General features: G+C 73.7%; 16 protein-coding genes. 14 read left to right on the top strand and 2 right to left on the bottom strand.

Annotated features, from left to right (window positions below):
• Window positions 1–327: 327 nt before the first annotated feature.
• Window positions 328–978 carry a response regulator transcription factor gene (locus tag ACZ4WQ_RS10850; protein ID WP_358843641.1) on the bottom strand — a complete coding sequence of 217 codons (651 nt, stop codon included), beginning with the start codon at window positions 976–978 and terminating at the stop codon, window positions 328–330.
• 1 nt (window position 979) lies between these two features.
• Window positions 980–2,212, bottom strand: a complete 1,233-nt coding sequence (locus tag ACZ4WQ_RS10855; protein WP_398376860.1) for a sensor histidine kinase — start codon at window positions 2,210–2,212, stop codon at window positions 980–982.
• A gap of 102 nt (window positions 2,213–2,314) precedes the next feature.
• On the opposite strand from ACZ4WQ_RS10855, the gene ACZ4WQ_RS10860 reads away from it, so the two are divergent.
• The 14 genes from ACZ4WQ_RS10860 (at window position 2,315) to ACZ4WQ_RS10925 (ending at window position 15,506) form a co-directional block, all read left to right on the top strand.
• Window positions 2,315–3,226: an ABC transporter ATP-binding protein gene (locus ACZ4WQ_RS10860; protein ID WP_398376862.1), complete on the top strand. Its 912-nt coding sequence runs from the start codon at window positions 2,315–2,317 to the stop codon at window positions 3,224–3,226.
• Window positions 3,226–4,014 (top strand): ABC transporter permease, encoded by a 789-nt coding sequence (locus ACZ4WQ_RS10865; protein WP_398376863.1) that lies wholly within the window; start codon window positions 3,226–3,228, stop codon window positions 4,012–4,014. The genes ACZ4WQ_RS10860 and ACZ4WQ_RS10865 overlap by 1 nt, the downstream gene beginning before the upstream one ends.
• A 16-nt stretch (window positions 4,015–4,030) precedes the next feature.
• The gene (locus tag ACZ4WQ_RS10870; protein ID WP_398376864.1) at window positions 4,031–4,633 is read left to right on the top strand and encodes a GNAT family N-acetyltransferase; all 603 of its coding nucleotides are present in this window, start codon (window positions 4,031–4,033) and stop codon (window positions 4,631–4,633) included.
• Between the two features lie 21 nt (window positions 4,634–4,654).
• Window positions 4,655–6,157 (top strand): ABC transporter substrate-binding protein, encoded by a 1,503-nt coding sequence (locus ACZ4WQ_RS10875; RefSeq protein WP_398376865.1) that lies wholly within the window; start codon window positions 4,655–4,657, stop codon window positions 6,155–6,157.
• A 5-nt stretch (window positions 6,158–6,162) separates the two neighbouring features.
• On the top strand, window positions 6,163–7,926 hold the full coding sequence (locus tag ACZ4WQ_RS10880) for an ABC transporter permease subunit (protein WP_398376946.1): 1,764 nt from the start codon (window positions 6,163–6,165) through the stop codon (window positions 7,924–7,926).
• Window positions 7,923–9,503: an MFS transporter gene (locus tag ACZ4WQ_RS10885; protein WP_398376867.1), complete on the top strand. Its 1,581-nt coding sequence runs from the start codon at window positions 7,923–7,925 to the stop codon at window positions 9,501–9,503. Before ACZ4WQ_RS10880 ends, ACZ4WQ_RS10885 begins: the two co-directional genes overlap by 4 nt.
• A 114-nt stretch (window positions 9,504–9,617) precedes the next feature.
• A complete protein-coding gene (locus ACZ4WQ_RS10890) occupies window positions 9,618–9,698 on the top strand; it encodes a putative leader peptide (protein ID WP_352135355.1) in 81 nt (26 codons plus the stop codon).
• A gap of 231 nt (window positions 9,699–9,929) precedes the next feature.
• Window positions 9,930–10,484, top strand: a complete 555-nt coding sequence (gene ssuE / locus ACZ4WQ_RS10895) for an NADPH-dependent FMN reductase (protein ID WP_311723036.1) — start codon at window positions 9,930–9,932, stop codon at window positions 10,482–10,484.
• Window positions 10,485–10,536: 52 nt separating this feature from the next.
• Window positions 10,537–11,691 (top strand): LLM class flavin-dependent oxidoreductase, encoded by a 1,155-nt coding sequence (locus ACZ4WQ_RS10900; RefSeq protein ID WP_398376868.1) that lies wholly within the window; start codon window positions 10,537–10,539, stop codon window positions 11,689–11,691.
• 134 nt (window positions 11,692–11,825) lie between these two features.
• Window positions 11,826–12,596: a hypothetical protein gene (locus ACZ4WQ_RS10905; RefSeq protein ID WP_398376870.1), complete on the top strand. Its 771-nt coding sequence runs from the start codon at window positions 11,826–11,828 to the stop codon at window positions 12,594–12,596.
• 66 nt (window positions 12,597–12,662) lie between these two features.
• The gene (locus ACZ4WQ_RS10910; protein WP_311723033.1) at window positions 12,663–13,337 is read left to right on the top strand and encodes a GntR family transcriptional regulator; all 675 of its coding nucleotides are present in this window, start codon (window positions 12,663–12,665) and stop codon (window positions 13,335–13,337) included.
• 65 nt (window positions 13,338–13,402) lie between these two features.
• Window positions 13,403–14,410: a 1-aminocyclopropane-1-carboxylate deaminase gene (locus ACZ4WQ_RS10915; RefSeq protein ID WP_398376871.1), complete on the top strand. Its 1,008-nt coding sequence runs from the start codon at window positions 13,403–13,405 to the stop codon at window positions 14,408–14,410.
• Window positions 14,411–14,499: 89 nt separating this feature from the next.
• The gene (locus ACZ4WQ_RS10920) at window positions 14,500–14,973 is read left to right on the top strand and encodes a nuclear transport factor 2 family protein (RefSeq protein WP_311723031.1); all 474 of its coding nucleotides are present in this window, start codon (window positions 14,500–14,502) and stop codon (window positions 14,971–14,973) included.
• A 128-nt stretch (window positions 14,974–15,101) separates the two neighbouring features.
• The gene (locus ACZ4WQ_RS10925) at window positions 15,102–15,506 is read left to right on the top strand and encodes a VOC family protein (RefSeq protein WP_311723030.1); all 405 of its coding nucleotides are present in this window, start codon (window positions 15,102–15,104) and stop codon (window positions 15,504–15,506) included.
• The last annotated feature ends 30 nt before the right edge of the window (window positions 15,507–15,536 follow it).

Genomic DNA, 15,536 nt, shown 5'->3' on the forward strand with positions numbered 1-15,536 from the left:
AGGCCCTGGCCCTTCAGGACCCCATCGCCCGCCTGCTGTGCCCGGAAGAGGGGCACGACGGCCCGTGCGAGGTGCCCTGGGGCTTCACTCTCGGCCGTGACGATCGGGCCCGGGAGCGGGCCGACGACGACGGGGCCACGGTGCTCGTGCTCGGCGTCTACGCCTCCGGCGCGCGGGCGGCGGAGGTGGCCGACCGGGTGCGCGCCGCCCTCGGCGAGACGCGCCCGGTCGAGCTCGGAGAGGGCGATGCCGAGCAGTTCGAGACGCTGGTGAAGCAGTACTGGATCGAGAACGCGCCCAGCGGGGGCTGACGCCTGGGCGGCCGTGTCACCCGGCGGGGCCGGCGTCGCGGACCAGCAGGGCCGCCTGGACCCGGTTCGAGCAGTCCAACTTGGCCAGCACACGGCTCACATACGTCTTGATGGTCTTCTCGCTCATGTGCAGCGCGCGGCCGATCTCGGCGTTGGACATGCCCTCGGCCACCAGACGCAGCACCTGTGACTCGCGCTCGGTGAGCGCGGTCAGGCGTTCCACGGCCTCCCGGCGGCGCCGGGCCGCGACCGGGGCGATCAGGTCGAGCACCGGCCGGGTGACCCCGGGGGACAGATAGGCTTCGCCGCCGTGTGCCGCCCGCACCGCGCGGATCAGCTCGTCGGGCGTGCAGTTCTTGAGCACGAATCCCGCCGCGCCGCCCTGGAGCGCCCGCAACACGTTCGGCTCAGCCCCGAACGCCGTCAGCACCACCGTACGCAGCTCGGGCGCCTGCCGCCGCAGCTCCTCCAGCGCGCCCAGCCCGTCCAGGTGCGGCATGTTGATGTCGACCAGGGCCACATCCACGCGATGCCGGACCGCCTCGGCCACGGCGGCCCGGCCGTGCTCCGCCTCGGCGACCACCTCGATGTCGGGCGCAGACTCGAGCACGGTGCGGATACCGGCCCTGATCAGTGGCTCGTCGTCGGCCACCAACACCTTGATCATCTCAGTTCACCCCCAGCAGCATGCCCACGGGCAGCACCACGAACATCACGGCGGCGGTGGCGAATCCGAGCGCGGCGGTGCGCAGATGCCCGACCGCGGGCGGCACTTCGTCCCCCTCGCCAGTGTCGGTGGCGGCGGCGGTCGGCACCATCGCCACCAGCCGGAAACCCTGGTCCGACAGCCGGTGGTCGGCGAACCCGCCGACCTGCCGCATCCGCTCGTCCAGCCCGCGCAGCCCGTGTCCGCCGCCCGCCCCGCCGGGATCCCGCGGCCCCTCCGCAACCGGATTGTCCACGGTGACCAGCAGCGCGTCCGGCTCCCAGGTGAGGCACACCGTCACCGGGCGACCCGGGGCGTGCTTGGCCGCGTTGGTCAGCCCCTCCTCGACGGTCCGGTACACCGCCTCCCCGGCCGCCGGGGGCAGCGGGCGGGGCTCCCCGCCCCGCCGCAGCGTCACCGGCACCCCGGCCGCCCGGAACTCCGCCACCACGTCGTCGACGGCCTCCGCCCCGGGGCCCCGGGCGGCCGTCTCGTCCGTTCCCCGCAGGGCGCCGACCAACTCGTGCAGCTCGTCCATGGCGCCACGCGCCGTCCCCGCCAACTGCCGTACCGCCTCCCGCTGCCGCTGAGGCAGTTCGGCCACCTCCAGCGCCGCCGCCTGGACCGACACCAGGCTGAGCCGGTGGCCGAGGGAGTCGTGCATGTCCCGGGCGATCCGCAGCCGTTCGCGCAGCCGCTCCCGCTCGGCCAGCAGCTCGCGCTCCCGGCGCAGCCGCCGGTTGCGCCGGCCGAGCTCGGCCACCAGCCGCCGATGCTGTGCCAGATACCGGCCGACGAGCAGGGGCAGCACCACGAACACCACGAAGAGCGCCATCAGTTGCGACAGGGCGGGCGCGTCCGCGGGCCGGGCCACGAGCCCCACCGCGAGCCAGCCGAGCGCGGCACCGGCCACCTGGGCCGTGTCCCGCCGCGCCACCGCGCGGTGTCCGGCCTGGTAGGCGGCCCACAACAGCAGGACATACGAGCCCCCGGCCAGGGCGGACAGCAGCAGGCACGCCGTGAAGGCCGCCGCCGGGGCCCGCTCGCCCAGCGCGAGCACGCCCGCCACGGCGAGCGCGTACGCCACGGCGGCCCAGGGCAGCGCACCGCCGTGGGGCGTGGCCACGAACAGCGCGGTGTCCGCCACGAACACGGCGGCGGCCAGCAGAGGTCGGCCGAGGGGCAGCAGGCTCATGGCAGCAGGCTAAGGCCTGGCCGATGGTGTCGACTTTGGTCCCGGCGACGGGCGACTTTCGGCGACAGCCCGGCGCCGGGCCCGTTGCCTAGCGTGAACGGCGTGATCGAAGTGCGCGACCTCAGCAAGAAGTACGGGAACACCACCGCCGTTGACGGGTTGTCCTTCACCGTGCGGCCCGGCCGGGTGACCGGTTTCCTCGGGCCCAACGGGGCGGGCAAGTCCACCACGATGCGGATGATGCTGGACCTCGACCGCCCCACCACGGGCCACGTTCTCATCGACGGAGACCGATACCGCCGGCTCCCGGATCCGCTGCGCCGGGTCGGGGCGCTGCTGGAGGCCCGGGCGGTGCACGCCGGCCGCAGCGTGTACGACACCCTGCGGTGGCCGGCCCGCAGCAACCGCATCCCCGAGAAGCGGGTACGCGAGGTGCTGGAGCTGGTGGGGCTCGCGGGCGTGGCCCGCAAGCGGGCCAAGGGCCTCTCGCTCGGCATGGCCCAGCGGCTCGGCATCGCCGCGGCGCTGCTCGGCGATCCGTCGGTGTTGTTGTTCGACGAGCCGGTCAACGGGCTGGACCCCGAGGGGATCCTGTGGATCCGGAACCTGATGAAGGACCTGGCCGCGGAGGGCCGGACCGTGTTCGTCTCCAGCCATCTGATGAGCGAGATGGCCCTCACCGCGGAACACCTGATCGTGATCGGGCGCGGCCGGCTGCTCGCGGACACCACCGTAAGGGAGTTCATCGAGGCCAACTCCAGCTCGTACGTGCGGATCCGCACGCCGGAGCCGGAGCGGATGCGCGCCGCGCTGGCGGCCACGGGCGTCCGGGTGCGGCGGTCGGCCGACGGGGCGCTGGAGGCCTACGGGGCGCGGTCCGAGGCGGTCGGGGAGCTGGCGGCGGCCCAGGGGCTGACCGTGCACGAGGTCAGCGCGCAACAGGCCTCGCTCGAAGAGGCGTTCATGCGGCTGACGGGGGAGGCCGGCGACCACCGGGCGGGAGGTGTCCGGTGATGGATACGACCCGGGTGCGCGCAGCCTTCGCCGCCGAATGGATCAAGATCCGTACGGTCCGGTCGACCCTTTGGACCCTGTTGCTCGCCTTCCTGCTCAGCGTCGGTCTGGGCCTGCTCGTCGGCCACTCCCTGAGCGCGGGCTTCTCCCGGATGAACCAGGAACAGCAGGAGAACTTCGACCCCGTGGCGGCGGGGTTCCTGGGGCTGATGGTCGGCCAGATCTCCCTCGTCGTGTTCGGCGTGCTCCAGATCGGCGCCGAGTACACCAGCGGCACCATCCGCGCCTCGCTCATCGCGGTGCCCCGCCGGGGGCTGTTCTACGGCGCCAAGGTGGCGGCGGCGACGCTGACCGCGATGGTGTTCTCGCTGCTCACCGTGTTCCCCGCCTTCTTCGCCGCGCAGTGGGCGCTCGGCCCGCACGGCGTGTCCCTCGGCGACCCCGGTGTTCCGCGCGCGGTCCTCGGCGCCTGGGCGTATCTGACGCTGATGTGCGCGTTCTCGATCGGAGTGGCCACGATGCTGCGCAGCACGTCGCTCACCCTCGGCATCCTGATCCCGCTGCTCTTTCTCAACTCGCAGGGGCTCGGCAACATCCCGAAGATCCGGATCGTGGCGCAGTTCCTGCCCGACCAGGCCGGGGCCGTGATGATGCAGGTGGTCTCGGTGGACGAGTCCTTCATCGGCCACCGGGACTTCGGCCCCGGGGTCGCCCTGGTGATCCTGCTGGCCTGGACGGTGGCGGCCCTCGCCGGGGGGTATGCGGTGCTGCGTCGCCGCGATCCTTGATGCATATGATGTGCAAGTGCATGATTACCGCATCAGGACGGCCACGCCCGAAGACCTCGACGGTGCCCGGAGCGTGATGCTGGACACCGTGTACCGGGACTTCGGTACGGGATATGTGCCGCGCTGGCACGGCGACATCGTCGATCCGGAGGGCGCCTACCTCCGTTCCGCGCGGCACACCCTGCTCGTCGCGGTCGACGGGTGCGACGGGCGGGTCGTGGCGACGGCCGCGCTCGACTCGCGGGGGCCCGCGCATCCGCCCAACCCCCGCGCGCTCGCCGAGCGCTACCCCTCGGGGCGCACCGCGCAGCTGCGCCGGGTGTACGTGCGGCCCGAACACCGGCGGCGGGGGCTGGCCCGGCAGTTGGTGGCCCGGCTGTTGGACTTCGCGGCGGCGGACGGCGGCTATCGCTCGGTCTATCTGCACACCGACCCCGCCGTGCCCGGCGCCGAGGCCTTCTGGCGGTCCCTGGGGGAGGTGGTGTGCGACGAGCGGGCGGAATCCGGGGGCGGGGAGCGGGTCGTGCACTTCGAGGTGGCCCTGCGAGGGCAGCCCAACCCTGGGGGCAGCATTAATGGAAACGATAATCATGTAACCTGTGCGGCGTCCCGCTCGTAGAACCCGTGGAGAACGAGGACCATGCGCTTCGCCCGCCGCCGTCGGCTGCTCTCCGGCCTGCTGCTCGCCCCCCTGCTCTCCGGCTGCTTCGCGGCCGAGGACAAGTCCTCCCCGTCCGGCTCCGGTTCCGGCCCCGGCGAGCGGCTGCGCGTCGCGCTCGCCTTCCCGCCCGCCGAGAACTTCTCGCCGTACGGCAGTGACGCCACCCTGCTCAGCCGGCTCGGTGTCACCGAGGGGCTGACCCGGCTGGACGCCAACGGCGCAGCGTCCCCCGCGCTCGCCGAGTCATGGCGTCAGGAGGGCGAGCGCGCCTGGGTGTTCACCCTGCGCGAGGCCCGGTTCCAGGACGGCACCGAACTCACCCCGGCCGCGGTCGCCGCCGCCCTCACCCACGCCACCCGGGCCGACCCGGCCCCCGCCGCGCTCTCCGGGGTGCGGCTCACCGTCGAGCCCGCCGGAAAGCGGCAGGTCCGCGTCACCACCACCGACCCCGACCCGGCGCTGCCGCTGCGGCTGTCCAGCCCGAGCCTGGCCGTGCTGTCCGCGAAGGCCTACCGCGAGAAGGGCACCGTCGATCCGGCCGGGACCGCCACCGGGCCGTTCGAGCTGACCAGCACGGGCGGCGGCAACCGGGCGGGCCTGGACCGCTTCGACGACTACTGGGGCGGCCGGGCGCAGGCCTCCGGCATCGACGCGCGGTTCATCGCCGACGGCACGGCCCGCACCAACGCCCTGCGCACCGGCGAGGTGGACATCGCCGAAGCCGTGCCGGTCGCCCAGGTCTCCTCCCTCGACAAGGGCACCGCCCGCGAACTGGCCACCACCCGCACCACCAGCCTCCAGCTGAACACCCGCTCCGGCCCCTTCGCCGACCCGAAGGTGCGGGCCGCCGCCCGCGCGGCGGTCGACACCTCGGTCCTCGCCAAGGACGTGTACGAGGGATACGCCGACCGCGGGCAGGGCGTGTTCGGGCCCGCCCTGAGCTGGGCGGCGGACAAGCGCGAGGAGCCGAAGGGGCGGGCGCGGGCCGCGCGCGTCCACGGCACCGCCATCACCCTCGCCACCTACGACAACCGGCCCGAGCTGCCCGAGGTCGCGCAGGTGCTGCAACAGCAGCTGAAGAAGGCAGGGTTCACGGTCGAGGTGGAGGTGCGCGAGTCCTCGCGGATCGAAGGCGACGCGCTGGCCGGCAAGTTCGACGCGTTCGTCGGCGCCCGCAACACCATGCTCGACACCGGCGACCCGGTCTCCGTCCTCGCGAGCGACTTCACCTGCGACGGCAGCTACAACCTGGCGCTGCTGTGCGACAAGCGGGTCGACCGGGCGGTCGCCGAGGCCGAGACCACGGCCGACCCCGCGCGGCGGCAGGGCGCGGCGATGGCGGCGGAGGCCGAGATCCTGCGCACGGACGCGACCGTTCCGCTCGTCCACCAGCGGATCGTCCACGGCGTCCGCACCTCGGTTCACGGCGTCCTCCTCGACCCGTACGAGCGCACCCTCATCGGCCCCGGGACCCGGCGCTGAGCGCCATACGCCGGGGCGCACCGGGCGCGCTGTGGCGCGCCGTCGTCGTCGCGGCCCTGCTGTGCGGCATCGGTCTGCTGCCCTGGCTCTCCCGCACCGACCCGGCGCTCACCGTGCTCGAGGCGCGGTCCGCCGAACGCGACCCCGCCCCCGAGGTGCTGGCCGCCATCCGCGGTGAACTCGGCCTCGACGCGGGCCCCGTGCACCTGCTCGGGCGGTGGCTCGGCGGGCTGCTGCACGGCGACGCCGGACACTCCTGGATCTCCGGCGGCGCCGTGCTGCCCGCCGTCACCACCGCCCTCGGCGCCTCGCTGCTGCTCATGGCCGCCGCGCTGGCCGTCGCCGCCGTCACCGCCGCCGCCGTGTGCGCCCGCACCCTCCGGCTCGGCGCGCGGCGCGCCCTCACCGGGCGGCGCACCGGCGGCGCGGCGGCGATGCTCGCCGCGCTGCCCGAGTTCCTGACCGCCTCCGTCCTGGCCACCGTGGTCGGGGTGCAGCTCGGGTGGCTGCCCGCGCTCGGCTGGTACGGCCCGCGCTGGCTCGTCCTGCCCGCGCTGGCCATCGGCCTGCCCACCGGGGCGCTGCTCGGGCGGATGCTCGACGACGCCCTGCCCGGCGCCTTCGCCGAGCCCTGGGCGCGGGCCGCCGCCGCCCGCGGCATCCCGGGCCGGCGCATCGCCCGGCACGCGCTGCGCCGGTGCCTCCCAGGCCTGCTGCCCAACCTCGGTCTCTTCGTGGTCGGCCTCACCGGCGGCGCGGTCGCCGTGGAGCAGATCTTCGACATCCCCGGGCTCGGCCGGCTCACCCTGGACGCCGCCATTGCCCAGGACCTGCCCGTGCTCCAGACCGGCACGCTCGCCCTGGTGGCACTCGCCGCGGCCGTCAGCGGCCTGGCCCGGCTCGCGGGCCGCGCGCTGCTCGGACCCGCGCTGCGCGACGGCGCGCTGGTCACCCTGCACCGGCCGGACGCCCCCGACCGCAGCCGCCTTCCCCTTGTCCACGGCGCGCTGCTGCTCGGCGTCATCGCCCTCGGCCTGGCCCGCGACCCGCTCGCGCTGGACACCGCCGCCCGGCTGCGCGCCCCGTCCTGGGCGCATCCGTTCGGCACCGACGCGCTCGGCCGCGACCTCCTGGCCCGGGTCGGCCACGGCGCGCTCACCACGCTCGCCCTCGCCCTCGCGGTCAGCGCCGCGGCGCTGCTGGCCGGGGTGGCGCTCGGCCTGGCGCCCCGGCTGTCCCCGGCCCTCGTCGACACCGCCAACGCCGTGCCGCCCGTACTCGCCGGACTCCTCGTCACCGGAGTCACCGGCGGCGGCCCCGCCACGCCCGCGCTCGCCGTGGCCGCGGTCGCCTGGGCCCCGCTGGCCGCGCACACCTCCGCCCTGCTGCGGCAGGAGCTCGCCACCACCCACCTCGCCGCCACCCGCGCACTCGGCGCGGGACGGGCACATGTGCTGCGGCGCGCCCTGCTGCCCGCCGTACTGCCACCGGTGACCCGGCACGCGCTGCTGCGGCTGCCCTCGGTGGCGCTCGCCCTCGCCTCCCTCGGCTTCCTCGGCCTCGGCGCCGGGCCGCCGTCCCCCGAGTGGGGCCTGCTGCTGGCCGAGAACCACCCGTACGCCGAGCGCGCCCCCTGGGCCGTGCTCGCCCCCGCCGCGATGCTCGCCGTCCTCGGGGCGCTGGCGGTCACCGCGTCCGGCGGGGTGCGGTGGCCATGGCTGGACCGTGGCGGTCGGGCGTCCTCCGCGGCGCGTGAGGAAGCCCGATGACCGGCACCCCCGTCCGAACGCCCGCCGCCACGGCCCGGACCTGGCGGCGGTGCCCCGGGTTGCCGCCGCTGCCGCCCCTGCTGCGGCTGCTGATCTGGACCCAGCTCGCCTTCAACATCGGCTTCTACGCGGTCCTGCCCTTCCTCGCCGAACACCTCGGCACGGCCATCGGCATGGCCGGCTGGCTGGTCGGCCTGGTACTCGGCCTGCGCACCTTCAGCCAGCAGGGGCTGTTCGTGGTGGGTGGCGCACTGGCCGACCGGTACGGCATCCGGCCGGTGGTGCTGGCGGGCTGCGCGCTGCGGATCGCCGGCTTCGCGTGGCTGGGCTGGGCGGAGCGGACCTGGGCGGTCATCGGCGCGGTGCTGCTGATCGGCTTCGCGGCCGCGCTGTTCTCGCCCGCCGTGGAGTCCGAGGTGGCCCGCCAGGCGGTCCGTTGGGAGGAGGCGGGCGGCGGGCCCCGCACCCGCGTCCTGGCGCTGTTCTCCGTCGCCGGGCAGGCCGGCGCGTTCGTCGGACCGCTGCTCGGCGCGCTCCTGCTGGCCGTGGACTTCCGCGCCGTATGCCTCGCCGGGGCGGGGGTGTTCGTCCTCGTCCTGGCCGGACATCTACGGCTGCTGCCCCAGCACATCCCCGGCCGCAAGCCCACCCGGCCCCGGGGTGGGCCAGGTCGTGTCCGCATAGTCGCGTCGGATCAGCCCGCGGCGCGGGGGCGCCCCCAGCTACCGCTGGGAGGTGCCCCCACAGCGGTAGCTGGGAGGGGGCACCGCCCAGCGGTAGCGGGGGGAGCGTGCGATCGCAAGGCGGAGGGTCGCCCTCGTACTGGGCGTACTTGGGCGACCCCGACAACGCAGCGCGGGGGTACCCCCAGCGGTAGCTGGGAGGGGGCACCACCCAGCGGTAGCGGGGGGAGCGTGCCAGGCGTCGCGGGCCCGGCGGGACTATGCGGACACGGCCTACGGACCCTGGCGCGCAACCGGCGCTTTCTCGCGCTGTGTCTGGCGTACGGTGTCTACCTGCTGGCGTACAACCAGCTCTACCTCGCCCTGCCGCTGGAAGTGGAGCGCGCGGTGGGCTCGCAGGCGCCGCTGGCCTGGCTGTTCGCTCTCTCCTCCGCGCTGGTGGTGACCGCCCAGCTGCCCGTCACCCGCTGGGCGGCCGCCCGGCTGGACCTGCGCCGCTCCATGGCGGCCGGGCTGCTGCTCGTCTCCGCGGGCTTCGCCGCGGTGGCCGCCGCACGGCCCGCCGCCTGGACGGGCGCGGCCGGGCTGCTCCCGGCGGCGGGCCTCGTGGTGCTGCTGACCCTCGGCCAGATGCTGCTCGTCCCGGCCGCCCGCGCCTGGGTGCCCGACCTCGCCGAAGAAGGCAGGCTCGGCCTCTACACCGGCGCGCTGTCGTCCGTCTCCGGCCTCGTCGTCCTGGCGGGCAGCGCTGCGACCGGCTCGCTGCTCGACGCGGGCCTGCCCGCCGCGGTGCCGTGGCTGGTACTCGCCGCGCTCCCGCCGGCGGCGGTCGCCCTGCTGCCGCGCCACCGCGGTGGGCCTCCGGAACCCCCGGCCCCCACGGCGAGCCGGTAGCCGCACCGGCGGCCGAGTGGGCCGGGCGGGCCGGGTGTTCCGGGCGTTCCGGGATATGGAATCCCGCACGGGCCTCCTTGACCCGGTGTACCCGCCACTGATTTGATCGATGACATGAAGCGACAGGACCTCACGCGGCGGCGCCACGTCGATCTCGTGCGTGTCTCGAGCGCGTTCTGTTGCCGTCGGGTCTGAGCGAGCCCGTCAACCTCCGCTTCGCATCCCCGCCGCGCCGCCGCTGACGCATTCCGGCCGCGCGCCCTCCGGCTACGGCGTTTCCACCGCCGCCACCTCACGTCCGTGACGTCCGTAACGGCTGTGCCGCCCGTTGCCGTTGCCCTTTGATGCCCCGTCAGTTCTTTCTCGTGCCTTCACCGGCCGATCGGCCCGACCACCGCATCGCACCACCGTCCCGAAGGGTCCGCCATGGCCACCGTCCTGTCCGTCTCCGGAAGCCCCTCCGCCACCTCCCGCACCGCCCGGCTGCTGCGCCACCTGGACGCCCGGCTGGAGCGGCACGGACACGAGGTGATACCGCTGGACGTCCGTACGCTCCCGGCCGGGGCCCTGCTCGGCGCCGACTTCGCGCACCCGGCCATCACCCGGGCCACCGCCCTGTTCGCGCGGGCGGACGGCGTCGTCATCGGCACACCCATCTACAAGGCCGCCTACTCCGGCCTGCTGAAATCCCTGTTGGACCTGCTCCCGCAGTACGCCCTCGAAGGCAAGACCGTGCTGCCGCTGGCCACCGGCGGGACCACCGCACACGTCCTGGCCATCGACTACGCGCTGCGGCCGGTGCTCAACTCCATGGGCGCCGGACACATCGTCCAGGGCTGGTTCACCCTCGACAAGGATCTCCAGACCGGGCCGGACGGCGCGCTCACCATCGCCCCCGGCTCCGCCGAAGCCCTGGCCCAGGTCGTCGACCGGTTCTCCCTCGCACTGGGCGGCACCCCACTGCTCGCCGCCGCCGGCTGACACCGGCCCCGTCCGCCCCCACTGCCGCCGCCACCCCGAACGGAGTTCCCGAGTGAGCCTCACCTTCCACTGGTTCCTGCCCACCAACGGCGACAGCCGCCATGTCGTCGGCGGCGGCCACGGCACCCCGGTCACCGAGGCCGGCGGCGACCGGCCACCGACCGTGGGCTACCTCTCCCAGATCGCCCGCGCCGCCGAGGACCTGGGCTTCGTGGGCGCGCTGACGCCGACGGGCGCCTGGTGCGAGGACGCCTGGCTGACCACGGCCATGGTCAGCCAGCGCACCGAGCGGCTGAAGTTCCTGGTGGCCTTCCGGCCCGGGTTCCTCTCGCCCACCTTCGCCGCGCAGATGGCCTCCACCTATCAGCGGCACACCGGCGGGCGGCTGCTGCTCAACGTGGTCACCGGCGGCGAGAGCCGGGAGCAGCGGGCGTACGGCGACTTCCTCGACAAGGACGCCCGTTACGCGCGCACCGGCGAGTTCCTGGGCATCGTCCGGGATCTGTGGGACGGCAGAACCGTGAATCTGACCGGCGACCATCTGCGGGTGGCGGAGGCGAAGCTGACCCGGCTGCCCGACCCCGTCCCGGAGGTGTACTTCGGCGGCTCCTCGCCCGCCGCCGGAGCCGTGGCGGCCCGGCACGCGGATGTCTATCTCACCTGGGGCGAGCCGCCGGCCGCGGTGGCGGAGAAGATCACCTGGGTCCGGGGGCTGGCCGCGCGGCAGGGCCGCAGCCCGCGCTTCGGCATCCGGCTGCACGTCATCACCCGGGACACCGCCGAGCAGGCCTGGGCCGAGGCGGGGCGGCTGCTGGACGGCTTCGACGACGACACCGTACGGGCGGTGCAGGAGGGCCTCGGCCGCAGCGAGTCGGAGGGGCAGCAGCGGATGCTCGCGCTGCACGGCGGCGGCCGCGACGGCCTGGAGATCCACCCCAACCTGTGGGCCGGGATCGGGCTGGTGCGCGGCGGCGCGGGGACCGCGCTGGTGGGCAGCCACGCCGAGGTCGCCGACCGGATCGCCGAATACCACGCCCTGGGCATCGACGAGTTCATCCTGTCCGGATATCCGCACCTGGAAGAGGCGTACTGGTTCGGCGAGGGCGTACTGCCGGTCCTGCGCCGCCGCGGCCTGTGGAGCCACCCTTTCCGCGGTGACGAACGCATCGCCGCGGACACCCCCCTCGCGGTGTCCGGGAGTTCATGACGACTCTCGCGATACGCGGAGCGTCTACACGTCCTGGGCCACGACGCCGGACACCGCGTGGGTGACGGAACACCTGGTAGAGGGGTCCGTCACCCACGCCAAGGTGTTCCACGTTCCGGCATCCTGAAGAGGTCATGGACGAGATGAACCAGACCACGGTTCCGCTGCGCGCCGCCCAACAGGCCTGCGCGCAGCTGGCCCGGCAGGGGTGGGAAGCGGCCCGCCTGGCCCTGGAGGAGCTGGAGCGCCGGGGCGCCGGGTCGGTGCGGGCGTCCCGGGCCGGGGCCGCCACCATGGCGGGGGTGTACGCCCTGCGGAGCGAGCTGATGTCCGCGTCGCCGGGGCGGACCGTCGAGCTGGCGCGGTTCGCCGACGAGCTGGCGCGGTACGGCGAGGACACCGTCCGCTTCTTCTCGGTGGAGCGCGCCGGCTGGACCGTCCTGTGCGTGGTCTCGGACGACCTCGCGCGGGGCGTGGCCGCCACCGCGGTCCGGGGCGGCGAGCGGCCCGGGCGGAGCGACGCGGGCGCGGCGGCGGAGGGGGAGCTGCCGGCCACGGCGGCGGGGGGCTTCTGTGAGGAGCTGCTCGCGGACGGCTGGAGCTCGGCGGAGCTGGGCGTTCAGGGGCTCGCCGAGCGGCCCTCCGCCACGGTTCCGCTGTGGCTGGGGAGCGCCGCGGCCCTGGCGGACGGCTACCGGGCCAGGGCCGAGGAGTACGCGCGGATGTCCAGCCCCCGTCGGACGCGCGACCTGGAGCGGTTCGTGGCCGCGCTGGCGGAGCACGGCGAGGACTTCGTCCGCTTCTTCTCCGTGGAGCGCGGCGACTGGACCGTCCTGTGCGTGGTGGCCGGTGACCTCTCGCGCGCGCTGGCCGCCAACGCGATCAGCAGAGCTTCCACGGGCTGACGTCCGCCCCGGCTCCCCGCCCCCGACCCTTGACACGGCGACGATATGCGGCGTGCAATATTTCGCATGCCGGTACCCCAGAGCCGAGGGCTCGTCTCCAGGCCCCTGCTGCGTGAAAGCGCCTATCAGGCGATCCGTGACGCGATCGTCGACGGCACGCTCGCCCCGGGCGAGCGGCTGAACGACGGCGATCTGGTGGAGTGGCTGGGCATCAGCCGGACGCCCATCCGGGAGGCCCTGGCGCGGCTTGAGCAGGCCGGGCTGGTGCGCACCAGGCCGGGCCACTCCACGACCGTCAGCCCGCTGGACGTCCGGGCGGTGCGGGCCGCTCAGTCGGTGACGGCGGCGATGCACGAGCTCGCGGTGCGGGAGGCGGTGCCGAATCTGTCGTCCGCCGAGCTGGACGCCATGCGCGAGGCCAACGCCCGCTTCGCCGACGCCCTGCGCCGCAATGACGTCGGGGCCGCGCTCGCCGCCGATGACGACTTCCACGCCGTGGCGGTCACCGCCTCCGCCAACCAGGCGGTCCGTAGCGTCCTCGAGCAGTTCACGCCGGTGCTCAGGCGGCTTGAGCGGCAGCGCTTCGGCTCGCTGAGCGGGCGGAGCTCGGTCGCGCAGCACGAGCGGATCATCGAGCTGTGCGCGGCCGGGGACGTCGAGGGGGCGGCCGCCGCCGCCCGCGCCAACTGGCAGACGCTGGCCCCGCTCCTCGACGTGGTACCGGCGGACGACACCGAGTAGTCCGCGCCTCCCGATCCCCCTCGTCTCAGCACACCCTCGCACCCCGCACCCGCGAAGGAGCCACCATGTCCCTCGACGACTTCGAGCGCTATCCGCTGCTTTTCGGCCCCAGCCCCATCCACCCCCTTGACCGCCTCAGCGACCACCTCGGCGGGGCCCGCATCTGGGCCAAGCGCGAGGACTGCAACAGCGGGCTGGCCTACGGCGGCAACAAGACCCGCAAGCTGGAATACCTCGTGCCCGACGCGCTCCGGCAGGGCGCGGACACCTTGGTGAGCATCGGAGGTGTCCAGTCCAATCACACCCGCCAGGTGGCCGCCGTGGCGGCGAAGCTGGGGCTCAAGGCCGTGCTGATGCAGGAGAGCTGGGTGGACTGGCCCGACTCCGTCAACGACAAGGTCGGCAACATCCTGCTCTCGCGGATCATGGGCGCGCGGGTGGAGCTGATCGACGCCGGGTTCGGCATCGGCTTCAAGGACAGCTGGACCCGGGCCCTGGAGGAGGTCCGCGCCGCGGGCGGCACTCCGTATCCGATCCCGGCCGGGGCCTCCGACCACCCGCTGGGCGGTCTCGGCTTCGCCAACTGGGCCCGGGAGGTCCAGGCGCAGGAGCGTGAGCTGGGCGTTTTCTTCGACACCATCGTGGTGTGCAGCGTCACCGGCTCCACCCAGGCCGGCATGATCGCGGGCTTCGCGGGCCAGGACCGCCCCCGCCGGGTGCTGGGCATCGACGCCTCGGCCAAACTGGCCGAGACCCATGCCCAGGTGGAGAAGATCGCCCGCGCCACGGCCGAGCTGATCGGTCTGGGGCGTGAGCTGAGGGACGAGGAGATCACCGTGCTGGAGGGGTGGGCCGGCGATCTCTACGGGATCCCCGTGGCCTCCACGGTCGACGCGATTCGGCTCACCGGCGGTCTCGAAGGCGTGATCCTCGATCCGGTCTACGAGGGCAAGTCCATGGCGGGCCTCATCGACCTGGTGCGGGGCGGCGACATCCCCAAGGACTCCAACGTCCTGTACGCCCATCTCGGCGGCCAGCCCGCCCTCAACGCCTACAGCGGCGCCTTCGGCTGACCACGGGCGGCCCTTGCGTGAGAACCATCGTTCTCGTAGAGTCCCCGACAGGGGCAGAGAACGATGGTTCTCTGCTGTGAGGAGTTGATATGCCCGCCGAGTCGCGCCCCCCGTTCCCTCCCTTCACCCGGGAAACCGCCATCCAGAAGGTCCGTGCGGCCGAGGACGGATGGAACTCCCGCGACCCCGAAAAGGTCGCTCTCGCCTACACGGTGGACTCACACTGGAGAAACCGGGCCGAGTTCGTCGACGGCCGCGAGGAGATCGTCGCCTTTCTGACCCGAAAGTGGCGCCGGGAGCTGGACTACCGGCTGATCAAGGAGCTGTGGGCGTACGACGGCAACCGCATCGCCGTGCGTTTCGCCTACGAGTGCCACGACGACTCGGGAAACTGGTTCCGGTCGTACGGCAACGAGAACTGGGAGTTCGACGCGAACGGACTGATGGCGCACCGCTACGCCTGCATCAACGACCTGCCGATCAAGGAGTCGGAGCGCATGTTCCACTGGCCGCCGGGCCGCCGCCCGGACGACCACCCGGACCTGAGCGACCTCGGCCTCTGACGCCCCTGACATGCGTTCGACGTGGTGGGCGGGCGCCGACTAAGGTCGTGAGTACGGCATCGCGTGTCGGTCACCGGCCGGGTGAGACATGGAGGTGCCCGGGACATGCCTTCTGGAGGCATTCCACCATGTCAGTCGAGTTGAATCACACCATCGTGTACTCCCAGGACAAGCGGGAGTCCGCTGAGTTCCTGGCGAACATCCTGGATCTTGAGGTCGGGGCCGAATGGGGCCCGTTCATCCCCGTGGCCACCAGTAACGGGGTCACCCTGGACTTCGCCACGATCCCGGCCGAGTCCATCACCATGCAGCACTACGCCTTCCTCATCTCCGACGAGGAGTTCGACGAGGCCTTCGGGCGGATCAGGCAGGCGGGGATCACCTACTACGCCGATCCGCACGGAAAGCAGCCGGGCGAGATCAACCATCACCACGGCGGGCGCGGCCTGTACTTCAAGGATCCGGCCGGCCATGGAATGGAGATCCTCACCCGCCCCTATGACACCGATGAGCAGGGGACATCGGGGGCATGAGCCATTGACCGGCCGGGGCCCGCGCCCCGG

Source organism: Streptomyces sp. NPDC028305, assembly GCF_055569495.1.